Genomic DNA, 24,742 nt, shown 5'->3' with positions numbered 1-24,742 from the left:
GTGGTCAGTGTGAGAACGTTATGCATGGGGGTGGGGTGTGAAATCACAAGATATTCGTCAAGCGTTAATTCAAATTGCAGAACGCAACAATAGACCGCATTACACGGCTTGCGTTGTGCGTGATGTATTGTTTGCTTTTCACAATGATTTAGATCATCCGTTGAAGCGAGCGGTAATGAATGAGGTTGTAGTAACAGTGGATATTGATGGCACCTCACAATTAGCTCAGCTTAAAAAATTCTGCTTGTTATATGGAATGCGTGAAATTTTGGCTCAGGTTGCAGGTGTTCCACTGAGAACACTCCGAGCTTATTTAGCTTGTGAGCGTGCAATAACAGATAAAACTTGGGTGAAATTACAGTCATCTTTTGATGCAGCTCTAAGTGAATATGAACGCAAAAACAAGAAGTCAACAACGATTGAAAATCTAACTAAAAAATATTGTGGCGGTGCGGCATGAGAAACACAGCACTAGAAATCTTCGAGAATCGCTTTGATATTTTAATGTTTGCAGCACATGCAAAGACTTTCAATGTGACAGACATATTCGAAGCTGTACTTGATACGTCACGTATGACGATTCGCAAATGCTTGAAAGACTTGGTTGATAGTGGGTATATCGAAAAGATTTCAGTTTATGACTTTCAAGCAACAGCTAAAACAAAAGAACTTTTTAAGGTGGCACTATGACAACTATAAACAACCTTATTGATCGGGTTGGTGGCATTGATACGGCAAAATCAATGCTTAAAAGAGCTAAAGCAAAGAATCTAACAAAGATTAGTTATCAAATCATGGTTGGTAATGTGCAGTGCACCACTGGTGTGTTTGTTAATGATCTAGAGGAAGCTATTGCTCAACATGACCAACTATCTGGAATTTCCAGAGAGTTCAAGGTGGGCATGAATAAATTCAACATAAACAACTATGTATTTTTTAAACCAACTCCACTTGCACATGAAATTTATGAGAATTACTACAGCTCAGTAGGTGGTTTGAAATTAGATATCGATTCACAGGGATTTGCAAAACTTCAACTGCATTCATTTATGCATATTTTTGGTGAAGTTTCTTTTGTTGGTATGGGTAGGAATGTTTCAGAAAAGTGTGAAATTTGGATTAAGGATGAGGATTTGGAGCGAGTGATTTGAGTAGCATATCAACCGCTGAATACAAAGCCAAATACGCAAAACCACGCCGAAGCAAGCGCCGTGTGACAGTGAAAAAAGAACGAGTAGTCAGTGAGGGTGAGGCTACGCTCGCACAGCATTTAAAGTTGTACAACATCGAGTTTCAGGCTGAGTTTCAATTTAATCCTGAACGTAGGTGGAGGGCGGATTTTTATATTGTGGGTAGCAATGTTTTGATCGAGGTTGAAGGTGGGATTTGGAGTAGTGGGAGGCACACAAGAGGGAAAGGCTACATAGCAGATATGGAGAAATACAACTCAGCTACAGCGTTGGGTTATTCAGTGTATCGGTATAGCACTGAGCAGGTGAAAAGCGGTAAGGCGATTGATGAGATTAGACGGTTGGTGGAGTGATTTATGGATGGATTTGAATTTCTTGCATGGGTAGCAGCTGGAGCGATCATCTTTGGTGTGACTGCGGCAATTTTAATTTTTCGAATGGCGTGTCGTAATCACAAGAAGGCTATTGAAGAGTTTGAAGAATTTAAGAAGCGTAGAAATTTAGGGTGATGGAATGAATATGGCGACAGAAGATTTTGCAAAACATAAAGACTTAATGATTGTTCATGATTTACGCCGTTTATTGTTTAAACCAAGTGCAGCACTTGTAGATTTCACATTATTGGATCTTGCACAAAAAACAATGGATGGTTTTAAAGATGGGGTGGGTGGTGCTCCCACATATGGTAGCAAAGCAAATAGTTCTGCTTTGATGATGCAGGATATGAATGCAGAAAATTGTGCAATGTTATGGGCTTTGGTTCGATCAATTACTCCGAATGATCGTCACTTTGCCTTATTACATAATCTCCTAACCAGTGAGATCCGTTTAAAATTTAAAGAAGATGGGTTTCAAACAAAGCAGATCCCTAGTAAAGAGGCTGCTAAAGGTGTGGCGCGTTCTGCATTGATTCAGTTTTTATTTAAACGCGGTCTTTGTACTAAGTGTAATGGTAAGGGTTTTTTATTCGCTAAAGATGCTAGAAAGCATATTGAGTGTAGCAAGTGTGAGGGTAAAAAAGAGAACTCTTATAATCAGTCTGAGCGTCATCGTATTTCAGGGTTACCTATAGATCGTAAAGCGTATTTAAGAACCTACGATAAGTATGAGCAATATGCTTTAGTAAAACTTGGTGATTGGCGAGTTGATTTAGATACGCATTTACGTGGATTTTTCTTTAAAGTTGCTGAAGAATACGATTTGTAATTGCATAGTCCCAAAATTAAGGGTATATTTTTCTATACTGGTCGTATTACGGTTTTCCGAGACCAAATCATTAAAACCTCGCATTGTGTGGATGCAATGTAAATTTGTTGACAGCTCGGAAAGACGAGCACTAAATTTTTAGTTTATATACTTACTTAGGGATATGCAGCTAAGCTAGTAAGTATTTTTTTATTTAGAGTTGATATACCTACATTCCCCTACGTTTGTGGGTATTTTTTTTGTATATGAAATCCTATTCTTAATTTAAGCATGGGATTTTTTATTGCCTCAACCCTTGGCATTGGACTAATCACCCAGCACATCATAGGGGCGTAAAGGGTTTAGACAGGGCATGGTTAACCACCTAACACATCCGCTTGTATGTGGTCGAGCACAAGCAAAAAACGAGAGCTACTTATCAGGTTCTTTAATGTTGATAAGCGCTTTATTTGGTCAATAAAGTGAGTAGAAGGGTGCGGAGTTTTTTGTACGCATAAACACTACCCTTGGTTTGACCTCCTAAAGAGGCGAGTATTTACTTGGGATTGGCGACCTCTTAACGCATACAGTAGCCATTACAAGAACCGTGCGTTACTCAGCCCGACCTTCTAATACTTCCAGATGGTTGGGTTGTTTTAATTAGGTGTAATCACACCATTTCAAACCTATCGAATTCGATACCTTTAACCCCGCATGTTGGGGTTTTTTAATGCCTAGAGGAAAGTGAAGTGGAAAATCAACACCGTAAAATTACAGGTTATCGTGAACTTAGTGCGGAAGAAATTGCATTAATGAATGAAATCAAAGAGCTTGGTCCTAAAATTGAAGAGGTCATCATTAAGGTTCAAAACCATGTAAAACAACAGCGTGATAGTTGCTGCATCATTGAGCAATTTGTAGAAGTTACAGATCAGGCAACCTATGACCGTCTTGATGACGCAACACCTGAGCGCTTTGCAGCCTTGGCTAAAACGGATTTTCAAACAGGTTTGATGTACCTGGTTCGTGCAGTAGCTCAACCAACAACGTTTTAACCATCACTGATTTCACTTAGCCCCGAAAGGGGTTTTATTTTATCTTGGAGAAAGCAAAACAATGAAAAAACGTCTTTTAGCTGTTGGTATAATGTGTGCCATGGCGATGGTCGGTTGTTCTCGTGATGCTCAAGTCGCATCTAAGAATTTATCTTATGCTGCGGATAACTTTGAACTGGATCGCCGTGTGGTTTTCTACAATGGTATTACTGGTGAATACATTTTAACGATTGAAGGTAAATGTTCATTTGATGCTATCAGTGAACGAAAGGTTGATGTGACTTGTAAGACTGGACCTACTGAATTCAAAAAACATTCGTTAGGCATCTCAGACAATGTAACTTACTTTTCAGAACAGTTATCCAGTAAGGGTGTGAGTGCTTATCACTATAAAGTTGCATTCAAGCCACAGTCAATTATTCCTGATATAGATTTAAAGTTAAATTAATTGATTATATGTAATATTTTGCAAATGAATAGGTCTAGATTTTATACTATATTGCACTCGCAGTAAAAAAACCTGAATCAGCGCAAGAATCGGGGAAACCTCACAGGGAGTGAGGTTTTTTAAATTCTTAAGCTACTCATATATTGCTGTAAGTTTTACATTCATATTCCCTAGTTATGAATGATTCAACCTCCTTCGGGAGGTTTTTTATTTTATATATCTTTTAAGATGTATCACATTTTGTTATAATAGTGTGATTGTTTATTCATTTTAATGAAAAACATACAACAACCTGAATCAGCGCAAAAGATCAGGGGTAGCCCTTCAGCAATGGAGGGCTTCTTTTTGGGTGAAATTTATGGAAATTTCCGAATACGCCGCATTAACCAAGAAGAGACTATTAAAACCAAAATCCAAAACTCGCCCATTACCCAAAGCTAGAGAAGCATACATAGAGGCTGAAGAAGCCTTTGAACACGCATTAAATATTTTTGAAATTAAATATCAAAAGAAATTCCAAATTAAAACCACTAAGCATTGGCGTTTTGATTTCTATATTGTGAAACTCAATCTTCTGATTGAAATTGTGGGCAGCTCATGGTCGGTAGGTCGTGGTGGTAAGAAGATTGCAAACGCATTTAACAAATATGAACTCGCTGAAAACATGGGTTATACGATTGAACGATTTGAACCACATACAGTTGAATCGGGTTATGTGATTCGTTGGATCAAGTCGAAGTTAGAGAGTTTAGAATATGAAACAAAGAATATATAAGAAACTGTGCAAACAGGCAGAAGTAGTTTTGGTTCATGGTTTTGGGTTTTCACAAGATGAATTTAAGAATGATTCCAATGGTGTACCTCATGTTGTGATTGATGAATGTTATGATGAGTTTGAACAATCAGCTTTAGATGAGCTGTTGGTAATGATGGAATGTCAGGATTTGGACATTGACGTATATAGCCTGAAAGCCAATGCAAAACTTATTAAAGAGGCTATTCGGTTTATGTATATCCCACCCCACTTATACTCATTTTTCCGTATTTAAATGGATTGTTGCAATGGGACAGATCAGACCATTCCCACCAACAGAACTACTTGATCAAGCTGAGGAAGAAGAAACAATCCGTTTGGCACCTGCACCAGATCTAAAAGATTGGGTTGTTAAAAACTTTCTTACTATTGGCGGCGCGTTACATAATCCAGATCATGACCATATTGCTGAGCTACTTCATGACAATGACGAGTTTCTAGCATTTGCTTGGGCATCATCTGCGGCTCAATCTAAAAAACGTATGGTGTTGGGTCAATGTGAAAAGGTGATGTTTAATGTTGGTGGATGGAAGAAAGCACGACAAGAACAACAGATGCGGGATTGGTTTGGCTTTGTACCGACGTATTTAATTACGATCGATGCGAGTTATTGTGAAAACACCAATGACCGTAACTTTTGCGCGTTACTGGATCATGAGCTTTATCACATCGGTGTAGAACGTGATGAAGATGGTGAAATACTGTATAGCGATATGACAGGTTTACCTAAACATTATTTGGCAGCTCATGACGTTGAAGAGTTCTTTGGCGTGGTCAGACGTTGGGGAGCAAATGAATCAGTTAAACGTTTGGTCGAAATCACAAAGAATGCGCCGTTTGTTCCTGATGTTGATATTTCTAAGTGTTGTGGGACGTGTGTGATTTGAGCCTAAGGGCTCTTTTTTTTGGCAATCTTGCTTGACGTAGCATGACAAAGGTGAGTTTATGGCAGCACTTAAAGAGCCTGTAAAAATCTTTATAGTTCAGTCTCTTGCTTGCTTTGAAACCCCTCAACAAGTAGCCGATGCTGTCAAGCAAAGATTTGGGTTAGAAATTGAAAGACAGCAATGTGAAAATTACGATCCGACCAAATATGCAGGTCGAAACCTGAGTAAAAAATTAAAAGATTTATTTGAGCGAACTCGAACAGATTTTAGAGAAAATATTGAAGACATTGCGATTGCGAATAAAGCATTCCGACTTAAAGAACTTCAAGGGATGTATGACGACTCTGGTAGGAATAAGCGACTTAAGCAGAATCTACTAAAACAAGCTTTTCAAGAAACAGATGGGCGAGTTACACGGCAGGAACATACTGGCGCAAATGGTGGTGCAATAAAAACTGAGACTGAACAAAAACAATCTCTACCAAAATACACACCAGATGAACTCGCTAACATGACACCACAAGAGCTTTCGCGTTTAGCGATTACAGGTAAGTTATGACTTATGCATTAGAAGAAATCGCACCACTTATTAAAGAGTGGACGATCAATATACGCTTGCCTGAAGTTGTAGCTGAAATGACACGCCGTTATTACTACAAGGCTTTAATTGAACAATGTGAGCTAAGTCAAGAAGCTGAGTTATATAAATGCAAGAATGATCCTGTGCATTGGTTTAATCAGTGGATTTGGACATACGATCCACGTGGTATGGCATTTGGTTTGCCTGCAAATATTCCGTTTGTGCTACGCCCTAAGCAGGTTGAATTGGTTGATTGGCTTTTAGAGCGTGAGAGTACACAAACACACGGTTTAATTGAAAAAAGCCGTGATGAGGGAATGTCTTACGTTGTTTTAGGTTTTTTTCTACATCGTTGGTTGTTTGTCGAAGGCTTTGCAGGTGGCGTGGGAAGTCGTAAAGAAGAACTCGTGGATAAAAAGGGGGATCCTAAAACCCTATTTCATAAGTTCCGTGACATGTTCTCAAAAATGCCAGATTGGATGAAGCCTAAAAAGTTTGTCGAAAAAGTTCATGATAACTATATGCGAATCATTAACCCAGACAATGGTGCAACGATCACAGGTGAGGCTGGCGATAACATTGGTCGTGGTGGACGTACCACAATGTACTTCCTTGATGAATGGGCATTCGTAGAACACCAAGAAGCAGTAGATGCAGCAATATCACAGAATACGAACGTACACATCAAAGGATCTACGCCCAATGGTATTGGTGATCGATTCTATCGAGATCGTTTCAGCGGCCGTTATTCCGTATTTACAATGCCTTGGCGAGCCAATCCAGATAAAAATTGGACCATTGAATATAGTGGAAAAATTATTCATCCTTGGTATGAAAAGCAGTTGGCCACATTGGATGATGTTGTTTTAGCGCAAGAAGTTGATATTAACTATGCTGCATCTGTAGAAGGCGTGTTGATTCCAAGTGCTTGGGTTCAAGCTGCAATTGATGCGCATATTAAACTTAAAATTCAACCATCGGGTGAACGTATAGGTGGTCTCGATGTTGCAGATGAAGGTAAAGATAAGAATTCATTTGCTGATCGTCACGGTATTGTCTTGCAGTATTTGGCTACATGGTCAGGTGTTGGGGATGACATATTTGGAACTACGCAAAAAGCGATTGATATTAGTCTTGAGCGTAATTTAGATCATTTTCTTTACGATGCTGATGGGTTGGGTGCTGGATGTCGAGGTGATGCGCGTGTGATCAATGAGCTCAATCAGGAAAAAGGCATTCCTAAGATTGATGTGGATCCATTTAGGGGTTCAGGTTCTGTATTTGAGCCAGATGAGGAAATGGTTGAAGCGCGAAAGAATATTGATTTCTTTGCAAACTTGAAAGCGCAAGCATGGTGGTCACTCCGTTTACGATTCCAGAACACGTATCGTGCGCTTAAGGGAATGGAGTTTGATCCTGATTCGATTATTTCATTGTCCAGTGAAGACCTGCCCAAGGCTGAATTAGAAGCCCTAACAACTGAGCTTTCACAACCTACATACACAAAAAATGGCGCAGGTAAGATTCTAGTCAATAAGCAACCTGATGGTGCCTCATCTCCAAACCGAGCAGACAGTGTGATGATCTGTTTTAGTGGGGTTGAGGGTCGCAAAGGTATTCAGCCTACAGGTGCAGGCTCTCGAATTTATTAATAAGGAAACCAACATGGCAAAGCCAAAGAAAGGCAAGGCACAAAAGGCTTTGTCTTATGGAAACTTATACGCTCAAGAAGCTGTAACTCAGTTTTTGTATAACTTCGGACGTCAGCCGGATATTGATGAAGTACTACGTAAGGCAGGTATTGCACGTCATCGTTTAAAAATATTGCTAGATGATGATGAAATTGCCCAAGTTGTTGAAACGCGCTTAGATGCTCTACTTGCTGCACCATTTCGGATTGAACCAAATGATACACCTGAAGCAGAATTACTTAATGAGATGATTAAAGAGTGGTATTTTGAAATTGTATCATGCAGTTTAAATGCGTTGTTCTTTGGTTATTCTGTTCAAGAAGCTGTGTACGAATTAAAGCCTCAAGGGCATGTTGGTTTGAAATGGATCGGTGAAAAACCGATGCAATGGTTTGAGCCAAAGAATGACGGACGTTTGATCTATCGACAAGACGGCACTGTTAATGAAAGAGAGGTTGATCAAACTTTTAAATTCTTTCTAACACGCCGTAAAGCAACCTATGAACAGCCTTATGGTAAAGCCCTTTTAGCCACATTGTATTGGTTGTTTTTCTTTAAACAGAATGGTTTTAAGTTCTGGGCAAAATTTCTTGAAAAGTTCGGCACACCAATTTTACTTGCCAAGGTGGGTAGCAAAGATACCACTACAACAGCGATGAACAATGCTCTATTGAATGCACATGCTCAAAGCGTATTGACCATTGATAATAAAGATGATGTGCAACTCCTTTCAACACCAGGTAATGGGACAGCAGGATCTTCGTTTGAATCTTTTAACAATCAATTGCTTCGTCAAATCCAAAAAGTTGTATTAGGTCAGACGCTCACGAGTGGAAATGATCGTGGTGGTAGTAATGCTCTAGGTCAAGTACATGAGAATGTACGGCTTGATAAATTGAAATCTGATATTCGTTTGGTCACACCTACACTTCAAGCAGTGGTTAATGCATTGTGCAAATTAAACAATTGGAATGAATATAAGGTGATGGTGGGTGAAAAACCTAAACCATTAAATAAAGATCAAGCTGAGCGTGATGCACATTTAAAGAATGCTGGAGCAAATCTTACACCGCAGTACTTTAAGCGTGAATATGGCTTGCAAGATGGGGATGTTATAGAGACTGAGGTGTCAAACATTCAATTTAGCGCGCTACCAAAAAGAGCATTTAGCTTTAAAGGTGATACCCATAAACTTTCAAGTGAACAGCAGGAAGTTGAAGAATTAACCACTGAACAGCATGTAATTGAGTTGTTAAATCAAAAGCAAGTAAATGAGTTAATTCAATCAAGTGAATCACCTGAAGATTTAGCATTTAACTTAATGCAGTTGATGCCAAGTGCTTCGCAATCGCAATTTACAGCAAACCTTGAACGAGCTCTATATGCAGCAGATGTATTGGGTTATGTGAGTGCAAGCGGAGAGTAATAAATGCAACCAGTTACTTTCCTTGAAGCACTTCGATTTGCACATGAGCGAAAAATAGTGCTACCCGATGAATTTTATTCGATGGACCTTAAGACCCGACAGTTGGCAACAACCGTCGGGTTTTTATCGAGCATTGAGCAAGTAGAGACTGTTATTAAAGCGGTCAACAAATCGATTGCCGATGGTAGTACATACAACGACTTTAAGAAATTGGTTGCTGAGAATGAGATTGTACTTAGTGATGGATATCTAAAGAACGTATATCGAACAAATATTCAAACAGCTTATGGTCATGGTCGTTGGCAACAACATCAAAGGAATAAAGATAAACGTCCTTATCTTATGTATTCTGCGATCAATGATTCTCGCGTCCGTCCGAGTCATTTAGAGTTGAACCGAATTATCAGACACATAGATGATCCATTTTGGCTGTTGTATTACCCGCCGTGGGGATTTATGTGTCGATGTACTGTAATTGCTCTAAGTGAGGCTCAGGCGAAAAAATACGGCATTACGTCAGATGAGGATTTACCTGTGATTGCAGGGGAGTCTGGGTGGTCAACCAGCCCTTTAACTTTTGGTGAAATGGAATCTGTAGTTGATCAAAAAATTTCTGATTCAATTTTAAATCAAGAGTATTTGTTTGATCAAAAAAATGGAATTAAAGCGGAATGGACTGCAAGCAAAAAGTTAAACAGTCTTTTATCGCCAATGAGCCCATCAAGTCGAGACCTGTTTGACACAATTGCAAATACTGTTATTCCGCTAGATCCATCAATTAGACCAAGTGCTATTAAAACATTGATCGATTATGTGCAAAGTAATGATGCTGCTTTAACTGCTTATTTAACTCAACCATCAATCAGCCTTGCCGATGATGTACTTAAGCGTTGGGTAAAAGAGGACATGGCAAAACTTCAGGCAATATCAGTAAATACAGCAAACACAGTAACAGGTTCAACAATGCTTGCGTTTGCAGCATCTCTTGAGGTTGGTAAGACCATTACTCTGAATGCACCATTACTTTTATCAGGTCAGTCCAATGTAATGATTCAGGTTGAAAATGCTAAAGGGCTTGGGATTGATCTTGAAAAGTTGAATGCTGGGCAAGGTGTTTTATTTGAGCTTGGTTTGGTATTTGAAGTGGTTTCGATTGAAACCAAGGATGGGCAGATGATTTATACAGTAAAGGCTTTGATTAATTAAATGTAATAGTGATTAACAGTCAACAGAACAAGATAACCACCTTTGGATGGTTTTTTATTAACAGAGGAATAAATATATGCGCGTTTCTGGAATTGATTGTGTGGTACCTCATATTGAAGTGAAAGAAGGTGTGGAGCTTCCCAAATTTATACGAACTATTACAGTTGAGACGGCTAAGGAGGAGCAAGAGATCCGCTTGTTCTTGACGGGGGCTTTAAGCATCGATAATGGTTCGAATGCCTTAGCGATAAATCCAGATGTATCAAACGGAAGTCGAGCGCTAGGTAATGAGGCAACCAAGGATGCTGACTTAAAATTCAACTACTCACTAGAAGAGAAGTTACGAATTATTGATACATTGGCTTCTGTTCTTAAAAGAGAGAATTCGGTGTTCCATGAACACACCAAAGAAACTAAAGAAAAACTCTTGGCATTAATTCGAAGTATTTAAAAACACAATCATTCAAGACCACCTTCTCAGGTGGTTTTTTTATGGAGCATGAAAATGCCAGAGGTAAACAAACAAAGTGAATATTGCTTTCAGCTTGGGCAGTTGAATGTCAATCAAGCCGAGGAGGGTAAGAAAAAACGTACCTTCTCGGGTGTTGCTTATAGTGGAGAACCCATCACTGACCATTGGTATTGGGATCGAGTCGTTTTTGATTTGGATTCTATGGAAGTGAAAGGGCGTATTCCTGCCTTGTTAGAACATTCACCACGGCAACGTGCAGGGGCAATTAATACACACTCTATTGACCATCAAACAGGTTTAACTGTTTCAGGTGATCTGATGAGTAATGAGTTTGGCACTCAGGTCGCCCAAGACTCGGACGATGGATTTCCGTGGCAGATGTCTGTGCGAATTGAACCATCAGCCATTGAAGAAATTCAGGCAGGTGCATCCGTATCAGTCAATGGAAAGATCCATCAAGGCCCAATCACCGTGTTCCGTGGTGGTCGTATTCGTGAAGTTTCTTTCTGTGCTTTAGGTGCGGATGACAATACCAACGCTGTGGCAGCCAGCCACACCCCTAAATCTAACTTTAATCAAGAGGACACAGATGTGACCGAACTCGAACAGGCGAAAGCTCGTATTACAGAGCTAGAAGAGAAAAATACAAATCTTGAAAAAGATATCCAGAAGTTCAAAGCAGATAAGCGTGAAGAAGATATCCAATCGCTTGAAACTGCATTAAATAAGCAATTTAGTGCTGAAGAAAAAGCATCTTATATGAATATGGATGATTCATCTTTTGCATTCATGTCACAACAAATGAAGCAGTTTGCGGGTGGTCAGCCTGCACCAGTACCACAACAAAACAATGCAGTGCCAACGCATTTGGCTAACTTGTTTCAACATCAAGCAACAGGTGGTCAAGGTGGCGGGCAACAGGGTGGTGAAGATAAACACCAATTTACAGCAGGTGCTCAAGCATTTGCAGCGCAAAACAAGGGGGCTTAATCCATGAGTAATAAAACATATTTAGGCACAGTAACTCGCGAAACGCGCCCATTTAATTTGGATGTTTCTAAATTACGTCGTGCGAATGCCAAAGTTACAACTGCAAAGGCATATAAAGCAGGTGATCTGCTAACGCTGTCTGAAACCAATGTAGTTGATCATGCACTTGATGAAAAAACATGGAATGTTGTTTGTGGTCAAGATGTAACAGCTGTTCAAGCAACCAAAATGGCGGCAGACGGGATAGAAATCCCGATTTATTTTGGTGGCGTGTTTAGTATTGAAGCGATCTGTTTAGCAGGCGTGTATTTAGATACTGCCAAATATGATGCAGCACGCGCCAAAGCAACACTCAACCATATTGAATTTTCAAAAGTATAAGGATCTAAATTAATGGCTCAATCATTTATTATCGATGGTGCACCACTCGAATTACTCGACGTAGGCGAGTTGGCGCTGATCCACTCAAACTACAAACCAATGAGCACTTGGATTTTAGAAAAGTTTTATCCAAATCGCCCTGCATTTGATCGTGACGAAGTTCCATTAGCTGAACTTAATACAGTCCATGATCTCGCTCCATTGGTTTCACCACAACAACCTGGTAAACCATTTGACACTAAACGCGCTGCAAAAGTTGATTTTGTTAAACCTGCATACTACAAACCTAAAAACATGGTCACTGCCGCAACGTCATTTGATGAAGCTTTAATGGAACGCTTGCGTACTGCTGGCATCATCTCGACAGGTAGTCAAAAATTATCTGATCAGGAAAAAATGATCATTGCTCAAATTGCGGTAATGAAACGTAACCATGATGCGATTGATAACTCAATTTTACTGATGGCGACAGAGTTATTGTTAAATGGTAAGTACCTGCTTCAGTCGGATGACTATGAATACAACATGGTTGATTACGATCGCGATGCATCTTTAACCTTTACACCTGCAACTCCATGGAATCAACCAGGTGCAAAACCAATTTCAGATTTGGAATTGATTGAAAAGCTACTACTTGATGCAAATGGTGGAAGCTCGAAAGCTTATTTGATGTCGGGTAAGGTCTGGGCTGCATTATTTGCAAACGAAGAGTTCAAAGAGCGCTTCATTAAGCCTTATGCGGGTATTGCTGTGCCATATAAACCAAGTCTAAATGTTCAAGAAGATGCCTCTTTTAAAGGTTACTTGGATGATAAAGAGCTTTGGGTTTATGACGGTACTTATCGCCTGAAATCTGGTGTTAAACGCTTTATTCCTGATGATTATTTTGGTGCTATCTCTGATCTAAATGGTTCTATTGCTCAGTGTAAAATTAAAAATACACTAGCAAATGGTGCGGTTCAGAAATACTTTGACCGCCAATGGTATAACGAAGATCCAAGCGGTATTTTCTTAATGACCGAATCTGCTCCACTTGCCGTGCCATCAAATAAAAATGGCGTGTGTGGTGGTACAGGCTTTATTGTGTAAGGGGTAAAAATGCCAAAGTATATTGCGCAACAATCCATCGGGCATTTTATGCCGGGTGATGAAATTAAGGGCTTGAGTGATGAACGCATTCAAGCCCTTTTAGTATCTGGTGCTATCGCAGAACCGAAAGAGCCAGAACTTGAAAAGGATGACGGTACAGCAGCTCAGTTAGCGAGTTTGACTGCTGAAAATGCTGACTTAAAAGCCAAAGTGACAGAGCTTGAAAAGTCGCTTGCTGCATCTGAAAAGAAACTTGCTGCTGAAATTAAAAAGACAGCAGCATCTTAAAAATAGGTGATCTATGTACGCCACCCGAAATGATTTAGAAACACGTTTCGGGGAAGGGGAAATGCAGCAATTAGAAATAATGCAAACAGCAAGTAATTCCTTTGAAGAAGCTTTGCAAGATGCATCAGAAGAAATTGATAGCTATATTGCTGTGCGTTACAAACTCCCTTTACCCCAAACGCCAAGTACTTTGAAGCGAATAGCGTGCAATATTGCGCGTTACCGACTTTATTTCCAACGCCCGACTGAAGAGGTTGAAAACCGCTATAAAGCTGAAATCGACTTCTTGAAACGTGTTGCCGATGGAAAGGCTGTCCTGAACATTCTCAATGCCCAAAATGAAGTGACTGAAGAAAGACCTGTGAACTCGCCAACAACAATGCCAATCGGCAGTACTTATCGTGGTGGTATTTTTGGTGATGATGTACTAGGAATGATGCCAAGCATTAAGTGAGGTGTATATGTCAGGTATTGGTATAACGATTGATGCGGATGCTGAATCTGCTTTAATGCAAGCCTTAGCGCGTTTAACAACTTTTGATCAACAAAAGCCTGAACTATTCGATGCGATCGGTTATTCGATTGTCAGCAATATTCGTAGCAGATGGATGAAAGGTGAGGGTCTTGAGGGTAAATGGCGTGTATCAGGACGAGTAAAGCGACAAGGTGGAACAACTTTACGTAATACATCACGCTTAATAAATTCTATTACTCACAATGTCACAGCAAATGGCGTTGAAATCGGGACCAATGTTGAATATGGAGCAATCCACCATTTTGGTGGTGAGATTCACTATGCTGCACGTATGCGCCGTATGTACTTTAGACAAGATCAGCGTACAGGCTTAGTAGGCAATAAGTTTGTCAGCAAAGCGCGTTCTAACTTTATGCAAGAGGTCATGGGTAAAGCATACAAAGTTAATATGCCACGTCGACCATGGCTAGGTCTAACCGAGAGTGATGAACTTGAGGTGTTGGGCATAATTCAGGAGCATTTAATAAATGACAGAAGAAAGTAACTTTTTTGCTGTGCGCAGTGAAATTGCTGAGAAATTAGCTGAAATTGTTGATTTTAAAAAGATCTATACACCTGCGAATTCAGCACAGGTGACAGAGTTATCTCAAGTGACTCCTAACGCCCAAGTTTACTATCGTCGGGTGCGTAAAACTGATGATGCAGGTAAGTCATCGGCAAATATGTTGGTCCAACAATGGGAAGTCACAGTTAGTGAGCGCCATGCTGCATCGCAATTATTAGATGGTTCTGCAGTGCTTGAGAGTGTTGGTCAACTCACAATGAAAGTACTGAAACTATTGTCAGGTTGGCAACCCAAGTCAAGCATTCGACCTCTGAATTTAATTGCCATTGAAGAAGATTATTCAGCAACATGTGTATATATCACGCTTGTTTTTGAATCTAAAGTTATTGTTTAAGGAAAATTATGGATAAGCAATATAAAGCATTAAAACCTGTTGGTCGCTTTGAAGAGGGCGATACGGTTGGCGGTCTGTCAAATGAACAGATTAAAAAATTAGTAGCAGATAAAGTCATTGAAGAAGTGAAATCATCTGCAACGGTAAAACTCGCTAAAGAGGTAAATAAAGCAAATGGCTAAGAAGAACTATATTTCATTGCAAGGTAAATTTTATTTATCTGAAATCGTAAACGGTGTTGCAGGTGCAATGCGCCACATTGGTAACGTTCCTGAATTTGAGCTTGAAATTACTACAGATCAAGTGGAACATCAGGAAAGTACTTCTGGACAACGTACAACTGACTTTGTGTTGACAAAAACTACAGGCGTGAACTTTAAAGGTCAGCTTGAAGAAGTTGACGAAGCTAACTTGCAATACATTTTATCAGGCATGAAAACCGAAGTAGCAAGCAAGACTGTTGCAGATCAGGCGCTGGGAACTGTGAAAGTTGGGCAAGAAATTAAACTTAATGGTTATGCATTAACTGATGTGACTTTTAATGCAGGCGCTACACCTGTAGCTAAGGAAAAATACACGCTTGATGCAGTCTTTGGAACTGTGATTTTTCACGAAGCAATCGTAGAGCCCTTGACAGCAAGTTACACCACAGGGGTGGTAAGCAATACCACGATTGCAAGTGATTTTGGTAAAGAATATGAGTTATTCTTCAAGGGTATTAACACAGCCACTGGTAGCTATATGGCTGTTAGTTTGTGGCGTACCAAAAAGTCACCTGAAACAACATTCCCATTAATTCATGAAGAATTAGGTCAGTATGAAATTTCAGGGCAGGCGCTTTCACATACTGAAAAAGGCTCGGATCCAACACTTGGCTTGTATGGGCATGTTGTAAATATTCCAGCAGCATAAAAAATTATAGGCACAAACTATGGCGCATTTAGCGTCTTTTTTTGTGCTCTTAAAAAGCAAAAACCCAAGACTGAGAATCTTGGGTTTTTTGTTTTCCGTTGAACAGAGCAAGAACAAGAGGAAAAGATTTTACATGTCAGAAAAGAATACCAAATTTTTAGTGAAGTTTCTAGGAGCAACTATGGAAGCTATGAACTTAAACCCCGAAAGTTTTGTAAAAATATTTTGGAATATTGCATTTATTGTAGCTTTTATCATGATTGTAAATTTCATTTTAAAAGCTACATCACATTATCTAGGAATGTAGTTAAAATAGTGAGTAGAATTAATGAATGATTTTTTTCTTGCAAATAATGATGTACATATCAACCAATACGGTCAGGAAATTAGACAGTTTAAAGTCAGAGAATTGGAAAGCTGGGCTTCGATTGCCGAACCTATTCGGATTGCACTTAAGCGAAATTATTCAGATGAAAGCATTGAAGCTGCAATTAAAACAAATAAGTTTAAAGCAATATCGATGTGCTTACTTGTAACAGATTCAACAGGTGCGCAAATTGATGAAATGATTCAAAATGATGCTGATAGATTTATTGAATTATTTAAAGATGTAATCAATGTGAATAAAGCATTTTTTGATCAAGAAGATGCTAAAAAATCAAAGGATAAAAAAGCCGAAAAAGATAAAACTACTTGGTTTGATTCATTCCAAACATTGATCAGCAAAGGACATAAACATAAAGATATTCTGAATTATAGCTTTGGTGCATTTTTAGAATATTTAAAAGCAGCTCAACGTCATGAGAAAAACTATATTTTAAGTCAAAGTACTACAATGCGTGTTGCTTATCATGCTGATAAAAAATGTTTTAGCAATTATACAAGTGAAGTCAATAAAGACTAAATGCGCATTGCTCAAAAATTAACTTTTAGATACTCTTGTTTAAGAATATGGGGGTATTTATGAAAAAGTTATTTTTAGCATGTTTATTGTGCGTTTCTACATTGGCTGCTGCGACAGAAGTTCGCTCTATTCGCACATCGAATGATTTTGTTGAAATCGGAAGCTCTAAAGATTCTGTTTATCAGAAGTTAGGTAAACCTAACAGTGTTAACCACTACGTGTTGAGAGATCGTGCAGGGTGGTCTCATGCTGCTACTGATTTGAGTTATAAAGTCGATAATGAAAATTATATTGTCACCATTGTAAATGGCAGTGTTTATAAAATTGAATGGGTGCGGTGATTATGAGTTTTATTAAGGCTTTTCAAGTCATTGATAAAAAATTAAACACTTAGTAGTATGTTTTGACTTTGGACACTTAAGTAGAAGAATATGGGAAATTATATTGAGGAAAACTTAGCAAGAGATGAGAAAATCATTGTTAAGGCGCAGGTAACATGGTTATCTCAATTTTGGTATTTATTGTTTGGTGGTTTGTTTGTTTTAATGGCTTTACCATCAAAAAATGTAATCTTTTTCCTATTGGGTATTATTTTTATTGCTATTGCAGTAATTCATGTTGTTACAACAGAGTTAGCACTAACTAGTAGACGTATTATTGCAAAATCGGGTTTGGTGCGACGAAATACTATTGAATTAAAAGTTAATCGTATTGAGAGTCTTGGTGTTGATCAAGGGGTATTGGGGCGTATATTAAATTTTGGTTCAATTGCAGTTAAGGGGATTGGCGGATCACACGCTCCCATCCCATATATTGCACGCCCAATGGAATTTAGACAGCAAGTGAACAGCTTCCTAGACGAACTTGATGATCAAGAAAAGAAAATATCTTAAATTAAAAGCACCCTAGGGTGCTTTTTTAACACCTGAATTTAACCTTTTTCTAAACCCTGAGCTTTTTTGCTTGGGGTTTTTTTATTGCCTATATAAAAGTCGAGATAAATAGATGGCTAGAGATCTTACATTTAAATTAATACTTAATGCAGACACAAATAACCTCACTCAAAATTTAGAAAGAAGCTCTGATGCTGCCAAGCAAATGTTTGATCGCATTAAACTAGAAGCAGATCGTTTACGTCAGTCGATGCAAATGTCGAACGAAGTCAGCATGCTTGTTCAAAGTTTTGATAATGCACGCTTAGAACTAAATCGACTTTCAGATGCATCAGAGGTCAGCTCTGAAAATATTCAGCAGATGGGTGAGTACGGTCAGCAAGCAATTAACCGAATGCAAGGTGAGTTACAAGAGGCACGCTTAGAATTAAACCGCTTGTCTGCTACAAATGCCACACCACATGATATTCAAAATGCTCAAGATCGAGTTCGTCAATTAGAACGCAGCATTGATCAAACACGCACTGCTGTGGATGCATACCAAGATGCAGCCCGTGCAGCATCAGAAACTTCACCTGTACCTACACAATTTCAGCAACAAATTTCCCGACTTGTCACAAACTTAGATGATGTGCGCAATAGCATTGATCAAAATGGTCGAAGCGCAACACATACAAGAGAGCAATTAGAACAACTTGCACGAAATGCAACACAACAATTACAACTATATGAGCAACAACTTGAAAGCGCACGCTTAGAAGTCAATCGCCTCGCTGCCACTAATGCATCACCACAAGACATTGAACAGGCGCGACAACGAGTTCGTGAGCTTGAAACAGGTATTGATCAAGCGACAACATCGTTACGTGGTTTTGAAAATGCCGCAGGTCGTGGCACAAGAGAGTTGGAGCAGGGTGCTGAGCGGTCAGATTCAGCACTGGGTAAGGTTAGTCGTAGCATTAATGTATTGCAAGGTGCAATGGCTGCACTTGGTATCGGTTTTGGTGTACATGAACTGGCGCAGATTGCTGATAACTTTCAAAATATTTCAGCGCAAGTAAACCTTGTTTCTAATGATAGTAAAGAATTGCACGAAGCACTTGAGGGTGTGAGACAGGTTGCAACTCGCACAACTTCAAGCCTTGAAGCTACAGCCAACTTATACGCACGTATTAATCAAGCGGGTAAAGACTTAGGTGTTACTCAAAAGCAAGCACTACAAATTACTGAAGCAATCAATCAGTCGATTCAAATCAGTGGTGGTAGTGCAGCATCAGCTGAGGCGGCAATTACCCAGTTAATTCAAGGACTTCAATCAGGTGTTCTTCGTGGCGAAGAATTTAACTCTATGATGGAGCAAGCGCCACGTTTAACTACAGCATTAGCTGATAGCTTGAATGTCACCAAAGGCGAATTGCGTGAAATGGCAGGTGAAGGTCAGTTAACTGCTGAAGTTGTAATTAAGGCGCTTAAAGAACAGTCTGATGTCATTAATGAAGAATACAAGAAAATCCCGACCACGATTGGCGGTGCATTAACAAACCTGAAAACAAATTTCACAATGCTTATTGGTGAAATTGACTCAACAAATGCAGCAAGTAAGGGAATTGTTAGCACATTACTTGCGCTGAGTGAAAACTTAGATGTTTTAAAAGTCTTGTTTAATGACGCTGCTCAAGTTGCCGCCTATTTTAGTGATCGACTAGATAAGACTGACCCATCCACGATTGAAGCTGTAAAAAATGCTGTTATTACAGCTTATGATGCATTAAAGACATTAATTTCAACACTTACAGAAGTTGGCGACACAATCAATGACGTGTTTTTCACCGGATTAGATGTTTTATTTAACTGGGGTGGTGCAATTGATGGAACATCTGAAAAAGTTAATGGCTTAGCTGTTCTTATTAATGGCTTAGCGGTTGCTATAGGCGCTTTGTCAGATGGAACGAAAACGATAGGAATTGGAGTTAGTCTTTTAATAGGTGCTTATTACGATGTTGCAGCAGCAGCTACGTATTACATTAAAATGTTTACATGGGGTGATGTTCGAGCAAAATTAGATAATGACTATAAAGTATTAACAGAGCAGCGTGATAAATATTACGCAAAAGCCAAAGAAGATGCTTTGAACTTTGAGTCTGACACTCAAAAAGCCCTAGATAATAGTGTCCTTAATGCAGAGCAAGCGAACCAAAAAAAGGTTGAGAGCAGCAAAAAGGCATTACAAGACATACTTGATGCAGAAGCAAAAGCAGATCAACAGCTTGTAGATAATGCAACCAAGAAAGCTGAGTTAGATAAACAACTCATCGAGGCGAGAAAAGCAGGTAACGATGAACTAGCTCGTGAGATTATTTCAAAAATCAAAGAGATTGATGATTTTGAGGATAAGAACAATCAAGCGAGTGCGCAGCGTGATAAAGATCGCTTGAAGTCTGCTCAAGAGTTAGCAGAAGCCTCAATGCAGTTAAATAAAGGTAAATTGGATGACCTAACAAAAGAGGAGTTATTAAGATCAGGCATCATTGCTAAGATTGATGAACAAGGCAAGCTAGAGTTGTCTGTGCATGAAGATAATACCAAAGCCAATGCTGATCGTATGGCAAAGCTGGAAGCTTTATCCGTGAAAGAAAAGGAGCTTGAACAGGGTCGAGTGGTTGCAACACAAGAAACTGGCAATGCAATCGTTCAAAATGAAGCATTTATAGCATCTGAAAAAGTGCGTTTGAATGATGTGGCGAATGCAGCATTGAAGTCGGGTAATTTTGAAGCATACAGTCAAGCAAAGTTAGATTTGGATGCTTTAAGTAACGCTCAGACACAAGCAAATCAACAGCGTTTAGATCAACACCAGCAGTCAAATGATGAGATTCAGCAGATAGATGCATCTTCTTTTGCAATGCAAAAAAATTACTCAGATGAACAGGTTCGTTTATCACAAGTTGCAGCACAAGCGAAAAAAGATGGCAACTTTGAAGCGTATTCACAAGCAATGTTGCAGATTGATCAACTTACGGCATCACAAACCCAAGCTGATCAACTTGTTTCTCAAAGTGATTTAGATACATTACGCAAGAAAGAGGAAATTACCAAAGAAAAAATCACGCTTGCTCAGCAAATTATTGACTCAACAAATGGCATCATCACGAAAGAACAAGAGTTGCAATTTACATCGCAAGGCTTAGTGGTTGAGTATGATGAACAGGGCAAGGCTGCTATTAAGAGAAGTCAGACTTTTTCGGGAGCTGCTAAAGCACTAGGACTGGATGTTAGTCAAGCTTTAAATTTGGTTTCAGAGGAGTTTAATAAATCAGAGGAGAGCCTTGATACTGTTGTTGTTGGCTTAGGAGAAATGGGCGCTACAGGTCAGCAAGCCACTGATATGATTTACCAAGGTTGGCAAAAATGGGTTGAGCAGGCAAAAAACCAAGCTGAAATTGATGCTGCAAAAGCAAAATTAGTGGAGTTTGAAGAACAAGGTGTGTTTTCAGCGAAACAAGTTCAAATGGGAATGGAGTATCTTGACCAAGTAAATGGAAAGATACCTGAAAATATCTCTGAAATCGAAAAAGCCTACAAATTGCTTGGTGTGACTTCGAGTGCTGAAGCAAGCAAAATGGCATCCGCACAAATGAATGCTTTTAATGTAATGCAGCAGTCAGGCACTGCATCAACAGAACAAGTAAGAGAAGCACTCATTAACATGGCGGATAAAATTTATGCTTCAGGTGATGCTGCAAAAATCGCTTGGTATGAAGCAAAGCTTGCATCTGTTGGATTATCTTCTTCAGTAAACGAGGCGGGGAAAGTTACAGTGGATGCTGGAACTCAAATGGAACACTCCATGCACCGTGTCCGTGATGCAGCTCATGGTGCGCAACAAGGTTTTCGTGACCTTGGTGCCACAGCACGTGAAGAGGCATTATCAACAACCGAAGCGTGGGCAAAAGCACTTGATGCAAAAAGCACAGCCAATAGAGGTGTTAAAGGTTCAAAAACCCGTATGGCGTATAATGCTCAAGAAATTGCAGCAGAACTCGAAGCAATGGGGTATGACTCAAAGAAAGCGAAGCAAATTGCCCAAGGCATTTACAATAGTTCTAAAAATCCAATGGATGGATACAAGAGTGCATCTACAACATGGCTTGCTAAAAATGGGTATGATCCAATTGGTGCATTTGCAGGCGGTGGTGGTGGGATTTCTAACACTTATTTTGTCAAAGAAGCCCTGGAGAAGTACCAAAACTATGTACCAAACTCCAATGTTGCAAATTTGAGCGAGCCAAGTAAAACAGTGAAATATGAAATTGCAGCAGGCAATAAGTCAGCTGCTGTTTACGGAAATCCATCAACAGGAAAAGATCTTGAGTCAATGCTCTCAGAACTCGAAGCAATTAAAAAGAGTAGTTAAATGAAACTAATACGTGTAGAAACCAGTGAAACCGTTCAGATTGAGAACGGTTTTTTTTGGTCTGATGAATTTGATTACAAGCCGATTGAGCAGAAACAGCAGTTTGCAGTCGATGGCTCTTTAATTATTCAAGAGGGCAAAAAGAAGGCAGGGCGACCTATTACTTTAGTGCCAGCAAATGACGGAATGGGTTGGATCAAGCGTCGCGAGTTGTCAAAACTACAAGATTGGTCAGCACTGCAAGACGAACAATTCACACTTGAGTTTGATTACCCACACGACAATCGTCGCTTTAATGTGATGTTTAATCACCAAGAAGGTGCAATTTCAAACCCTAAAACGATCAAAGATATTCCGACCGTTTCTGAAGATGACTATTACTCAGCAACACTGAAATTCTTGGAGTTATAACATGCCAATTGAAACCAATAACCTTGTCATTTATAAGTCTGAACGTTTAACTGATACAACTGACGGTGGCGGCAAGTACTCAGGTCAACAGCTTATCGATGGTCAAAGTAATAATTTATTCAATGATATTTCAGAACTTGATCGTACGATGGGCGATGTGTCGATGCGGAAGATTTTCCCCGCTGTGACCACCAATGATACTGACACCTTGATGGGTGCTACGGTATTTATTTCTGAACTACCTGAAGATCCAAACGTTTCGGCAACACTGTTCAGTACTGAAGATTGGACAGACGAGCGCCAAAGTGCGCAAAACCGTGTTGAAAGCTATCTGGCAAAGGGCGGTCAAGCAGTTGGTTTGCCTCTCGATACCCATTGGAAAGGCATGAAGATTATGCAAACGGTGATGTTTCCGAGTGAAACGGAGCTGAGTGTGGGCGATTCATTCGTGGTTATTTCTAATGAAGGTGGTGCTTTAGAGTTTGAGCAATACGTGCGTATCACAAAAGTTGAAACGCGCATTGGTAAAATGATCATTGATAATAAGGAGGTCGAATATAAAGTTGCTACCTATACTTTGAATGACCCACTGCTTATGGATTTTGTTGGAGTATCGGTTAAGCAATGGTACAGCGGACAAAAATCTACTTCGATTTTACGTGAAACATTGGTTGCAGACACAGGCAATTATTATTCAAGCACAGGTGTTGCTGACGATGTAAATGTGGGTACATATACAGTCAATGCAAAGAGTATGTTTACTCAGTTGATTCCTGCTGCTCAGTCTGAAACCCCGATTATTGATGTGAACGTGGCAGGTGAAAGCATTACGCTAGTTGCAGGTAATAATGGAAAGATTACAGCAAGTTTTTCAACAACGGTGGGAACAACTCAAAGCTTATATATCGGCTCAAGCATAATGCCGAAAACTGTATCGTTCTCGCTATTTGGTCAAGAGATTACTGACCAAGGTGGATTACTTAAAAACAGTCAAGGTACACAGGTAGGCACAATTGATTACCAAAAAGGATTGATTCAATGGACTGCATCAGCAGGTACAGGTTCGACTACTCTGGTGATTTCATTTACCCCTGCTGCAACTCCAAAACAATATTTTCATAGCTACTCATTGCCTGTTACTCAAAACAATCAAAGCATGAATTGGACAGGGGTTTTAACGCCAACGCCTACACCTAGCGCTTTGTCTGTGTCATATATGTCGCAAGGCAAGTTTTATGAACTTAAAGATGATGGTTCAGGGCAGTTAAAGGGCGCAAACACTTCATTCGGCTCAGGAATGATTGATTATGAAACAGGGTCATGGGTGTTAACTTGCGGTGCTTTACCTGATGTTGATTCTCCGATCATGTTGTTATGGGGAACACCTATTGCGACTTTTACACGCTCGAATCTGCCTGTATTACCTGCAAAGGTTGAGTTTGAATTAGACAAGACAGGGATTAAAAGCGGCGTGACTGTTAAATGGATGTTGGATGGTTCTGAAAAAACAGCGACATGCAATAATCTAGGTCAATTCAGTGGTGACGCAACAGGCTTAATGAGCCTTGCAACGGGAAAAGGCTTTATTGTGCCGAACAAACTCCCACACAAAGGCACAGTGTTTAATTTTTCATTCAAATATGGCAATGGTGTTACGCAAGATATTCCGAAGATTGTCCCTGATGGTAGTGGTCAGCTTGCATTCACGGTGGGTACAGGCGCAGCTTTGCAACCTAGTTCTATATCGCTAGAAATCCCCGTTAAAGCACCTAACGGAAGGACAGCCGTCTTAGTTGTTACTGACAACGGAATAGGGGGGCTAATTGATGCGTTTGGAAACAATCAAGGCACAATTAACTATTCCACAGGCGCAGTTGCTGTTACTCCAAAAATATCATCAAACTATTTTTATGAAAAAGCGCCTATTACAGCAAGCGCATCTGAAAAAAGCCTTGTTTCAATTAGCGCAACAATAAAGCCGAATCAACCAAAACCACAGCCACCACAAGCAACTCCAGTAACAGAATACAAGCCAAAAGTTAACCCTTGGGCGAATTTAAAGTGGGTATGAG

32 protein-coding genes are annotated in these 24,742 nt (G+C 39.6%); all 32 read left to right on the top strand.

Annotated features, from left to right (window positions below; all coding sequences use genetic code 11):
* The first annotated feature begins 37 nt into the window (after nucleotides 1-37).
* The 32 genes from G0028_RS14260 (at nucleotide 38) to G0028_RS14105 (ending at nucleotide 24,741) form a co-directional block, all read left to right on the top strand.
* Nucleotides 38-460 (top strand): hypothetical protein, encoded by a 423-nt coding sequence (locus G0028_RS14260; protein ID WP_180047282.1) that lies wholly within the window; start codon nucleotides 38-40, stop codon nucleotides 458-460.
* Nucleotides 457-690 carry a hypothetical protein gene (locus tag G0028_RS14255; protein ID WP_180047280.1) on the top strand — a complete coding sequence of 78 codons (234 nt, stop codon included), beginning with the start codon at nucleotides 457-459 and terminating at the stop codon, nucleotides 688-690. The genes G0028_RS14260 and G0028_RS14255 overlap by 4 nt, the downstream gene beginning before the upstream one ends.
* Entirely contained in the window at nucleotides 687-1,151 is a 465-nt protein-coding gene (locus tag G0028_RS14250) for a hypothetical protein (RefSeq protein ID WP_180047278.1), read from the top strand. The genes G0028_RS14255 and G0028_RS14250 overlap by 4 nt, the downstream gene beginning before the upstream one ends.
* Nucleotides 1,148-1,543 carry a hypothetical protein gene (locus tag G0028_RS14245; RefSeq protein ID WP_180047276.1) on the top strand — a complete coding sequence of 132 codons (396 nt, stop codon included), beginning with the start codon at nucleotides 1,148-1,150 and terminating at the stop codon, nucleotides 1,541-1,543. The genes G0028_RS14250 and G0028_RS14245 overlap by 4 nt, the downstream gene beginning before the upstream one ends.
* A gap of 3 nt (nucleotides 1,544-1,546) precedes the next feature.
* Nucleotides 1,547-1,699: a hypothetical protein gene (locus G0028_RS14240; RefSeq protein ID WP_180047274.1), complete on the top strand. Its 153-nt coding sequence runs from the start codon at nucleotides 1,547-1,549 to the stop codon at nucleotides 1,697-1,699.
* Between the two features lie 10 nt (nucleotides 1,700-1,709).
* The gene (locus G0028_RS14235; RefSeq protein WP_180047272.1) at nucleotides 1,710-2,396 is read left to right on the top strand and encodes a hypothetical protein; all 687 of its coding nucleotides are present in this window, start codon (nucleotides 1,710-1,712) and stop codon (nucleotides 2,394-2,396) included.
* A 728-nt stretch (nucleotides 2,397-3,124) separates the two neighbouring features.
* Nucleotides 3,125-3,430, top strand: coding sequence for a hypothetical protein (locus G0028_RS14230; RefSeq protein WP_111860690.1), 306 nt, complete (start codon nucleotides 3,125-3,127; stop codon nucleotides 3,428-3,430).
* 61 nt (nucleotides 3,431-3,491) lie between these two features.
* A complete protein-coding gene (locus tag G0028_RS14225) occupies nucleotides 3,492-3,878 on the top strand; it encodes a hypothetical protein (RefSeq protein WP_180047269.1) in 387 nt (128 codons plus the stop codon).
* A 358-nt stretch (nucleotides 3,879-4,236) separates the two neighbouring features.
* Entirely contained in the window at nucleotides 4,237-4,653 is a 417-nt protein-coding gene (locus G0028_RS14220) for a hypothetical protein (RefSeq protein WP_180047267.1), read from the top strand.
* The gene (locus tag G0028_RS14215; protein WP_180047265.1) at nucleotides 4,634-4,927 is read left to right on the top strand and encodes a hypothetical protein; all 294 of its coding nucleotides are present in this window, start codon (nucleotides 4,634-4,636) and stop codon (nucleotides 4,925-4,927) included. Before G0028_RS14220 ends, G0028_RS14215 begins: the two co-directional genes overlap by 20 nt.
* 13 nt (nucleotides 4,928-4,940) lie before the next feature.
* The gene (locus G0028_RS14210; RefSeq protein WP_180047263.1) at nucleotides 4,941-5,579 is read left to right on the top strand and encodes a putative metallopeptidase; all 639 of its coding nucleotides are present in this window, start codon (nucleotides 4,941-4,943) and stop codon (nucleotides 5,577-5,579) included.
* A 58-nt stretch (nucleotides 5,580-5,637) separates the two neighbouring features.
* Nucleotides 5,638-6,138, top strand: a complete 501-nt coding sequence (locus G0028_RS14205; RefSeq protein WP_180047261.1) for a DUF2280 domain-containing protein — start codon at nucleotides 5,638-5,640, stop codon at nucleotides 6,136-6,138.
* The gene (locus G0028_RS14200; RefSeq protein ID WP_180047259.1) at nucleotides 6,135-7,811 is read left to right on the top strand and encodes a terminase; all 1,677 of its coding nucleotides are present in this window, start codon (nucleotides 6,135-6,137) and stop codon (nucleotides 7,809-7,811) included. The genes G0028_RS14205 and G0028_RS14200 overlap by 4 nt, the downstream gene beginning before the upstream one ends.
* Nucleotides 7,812-7,824: 13 nt before the next feature.
* Complete coding sequence (locus G0028_RS14195) at nucleotides 7,825-9,276, top strand: DUF935 family protein (RefSeq protein ID WP_180047257.1); 1,452 nt, start codon at nucleotides 7,825-7,827, stop codon at nucleotides 9,274-9,276.
* Between the two features lie 3 nt (nucleotides 9,277-9,279).
* A complete protein-coding gene (locus G0028_RS14190; protein ID WP_180047255.1) occupies nucleotides 9,280-10,482 on the top strand; it encodes a phage minor head protein in 1,203 nt (400 codons plus the stop codon).
* 76 nt (nucleotides 10,483-10,558) lie between these two features.
* A complete protein-coding gene (locus tag G0028_RS14185; RefSeq protein ID WP_180047253.1) occupies nucleotides 10,559-10,933 on the top strand; it encodes a hypothetical protein in 375 nt (124 codons plus the stop codon).
* Nucleotides 10,934-10,987: 54 nt separating this feature from the next.
* Complete coding sequence (locus tag G0028_RS14180; protein ID WP_180047251.1) at nucleotides 10,988-11,944, top strand: hypothetical protein; 957 nt, start codon at nucleotides 10,988-10,990, stop codon at nucleotides 11,942-11,944.
* A gap of 3 nt (nucleotides 11,945-11,947) precedes the next feature.
* Nucleotides 11,948-12,325, top strand: a complete 378-nt coding sequence (locus G0028_RS14175; protein ID WP_171530057.1) for a hypothetical protein — start codon at nucleotides 11,948-11,950, stop codon at nucleotides 12,323-12,325.
* Between the two features lie 12 nt (nucleotides 12,326-12,337).
* Nucleotides 12,338-13,414: a major capsid protein gene (locus G0028_RS14170; RefSeq protein WP_180047249.1), complete on the top strand. Its 1,077-nt coding sequence runs from the start codon at nucleotides 12,338-12,340 to the stop codon at nucleotides 13,412-13,414.
* A gap of 9 nt (nucleotides 13,415-13,423) precedes the next feature.
* Nucleotides 13,424-13,702: a hypothetical protein gene (locus G0028_RS14165; protein WP_180047247.1), complete on the top strand. Its 279-nt coding sequence runs from the start codon at nucleotides 13,424-13,426 to the stop codon at nucleotides 13,700-13,702.
* 13 nt (nucleotides 13,703-13,715) lie between these two features.
* Nucleotides 13,716-14,156, top strand: a complete 441-nt coding sequence (locus G0028_RS14160; protein WP_180047245.1) for a gp436 family protein — start codon at nucleotides 13,716-13,718, stop codon at nucleotides 14,154-14,156.
* Between the two features lie 7 nt (nucleotides 14,157-14,163).
* The gene (locus tag G0028_RS14155) at nucleotides 14,164-14,721 is read left to right on the top strand and encodes a phage virion morphogenesis protein (RefSeq protein WP_130075320.1); all 558 of its coding nucleotides are present in this window, start codon (nucleotides 14,164-14,166) and stop codon (nucleotides 14,719-14,721) included.
* Entirely contained in the window at nucleotides 14,705-15,136 is a 432-nt protein-coding gene (locus tag G0028_RS14150) for a hypothetical protein (protein WP_130075319.1), read from the top strand. The genes G0028_RS14155 and G0028_RS14150 overlap by 17 nt, the downstream gene beginning before the upstream one ends.
* Nucleotides 15,137-15,144: 8 nt before the next feature.
* The gene (locus G0028_RS14145; protein WP_180047243.1) at nucleotides 15,145-15,318 is read left to right on the top strand and encodes a hypothetical protein; all 174 of its coding nucleotides are present in this window, start codon (nucleotides 15,145-15,147) and stop codon (nucleotides 15,316-15,318) included.
* On the top strand, nucleotides 15,311-16,048 hold the full coding sequence (locus G0028_RS14140; protein ID WP_180047241.1) for a hypothetical protein: 738 nt from the start codon (nucleotides 15,311-15,313) through the stop codon (nucleotides 16,046-16,048). Before G0028_RS14145 ends, G0028_RS14140 begins: the two co-directional genes overlap by 8 nt.
* Nucleotides 16,049-16,181: 133 nt before the next feature.
* Nucleotides 16,182-16,355 carry a hypothetical protein gene (locus tag G0028_RS14135; RefSeq protein ID WP_180047239.1) on the top strand — a complete coding sequence of 58 codons (174 nt, stop codon included), beginning with the start codon at nucleotides 16,182-16,184 and terminating at the stop codon, nucleotides 16,353-16,355.
* Between the two features lie 21 nt (nucleotides 16,356-16,376).
* On the top strand, nucleotides 16,377-16,952 hold the full coding sequence (locus tag G0028_RS14130) for a hypothetical protein (RefSeq protein ID WP_180047237.1): 576 nt from the start codon (nucleotides 16,377-16,379) through the stop codon (nucleotides 16,950-16,952).
* 59 nt (nucleotides 16,953-17,011) lie between these two features.
* Nucleotides 17,012-17,293, top strand: a complete 282-nt coding sequence (locus G0028_RS14125; RefSeq protein WP_180047235.1) for a hypothetical protein — start codon at nucleotides 17,012-17,014, stop codon at nucleotides 17,291-17,293.
* A gap of 90 nt (nucleotides 17,294-17,383) precedes the next feature.
* A complete protein-coding gene (locus G0028_RS14120) occupies nucleotides 17,384-17,845 on the top strand; it encodes a PH domain-containing protein (RefSeq protein WP_180047233.1) in 462 nt (153 codons plus the stop codon).
* A gap of 112 nt (nucleotides 17,846-17,957) precedes the next feature.
* Complete coding sequence (locus G0028_RS14115) at nucleotides 17,958-22,259, top strand: tape measure protein (RefSeq protein WP_194088728.1); 4,302 nt, start codon at nucleotides 17,958-17,960, stop codon at nucleotides 22,257-22,259.
* Nucleotides 22,260-22,670 carry a hypothetical protein gene (locus tag G0028_RS14110; protein ID WP_194088727.1) on the top strand — a complete coding sequence of 137 codons (411 nt, stop codon included), beginning with the start codon at nucleotides 22,260-22,262 and terminating at the stop codon, nucleotides 22,668-22,670.
* A 1-nt stretch (nucleotide 22,671) separates the two neighbouring features.
* Nucleotides 22,672-24,741: a hypothetical protein gene (locus G0028_RS14105; protein ID WP_227554719.1), complete on the top strand. Its 2,070-nt coding sequence runs from the start codon at nucleotides 22,672-22,674 to the stop codon at nucleotides 24,739-24,741.
* Nucleotide 24,742: the final 1 nt, after the last annotated feature.

Source organism: Acinetobacter piscicola (genome assembly GCF_015218165.1).
GTDB classification, from domain to species: Bacteria; Pseudomonadota; Gammaproteobacteria; order Pseudomonadales; family Moraxellaceae; genus Acinetobacter; species Acinetobacter piscicola_A.
The sequence above is the reverse complement of the archived record's forward strand: the minus strand, read 5'-3'. Positions and strand labels throughout refer to the sequence as shown.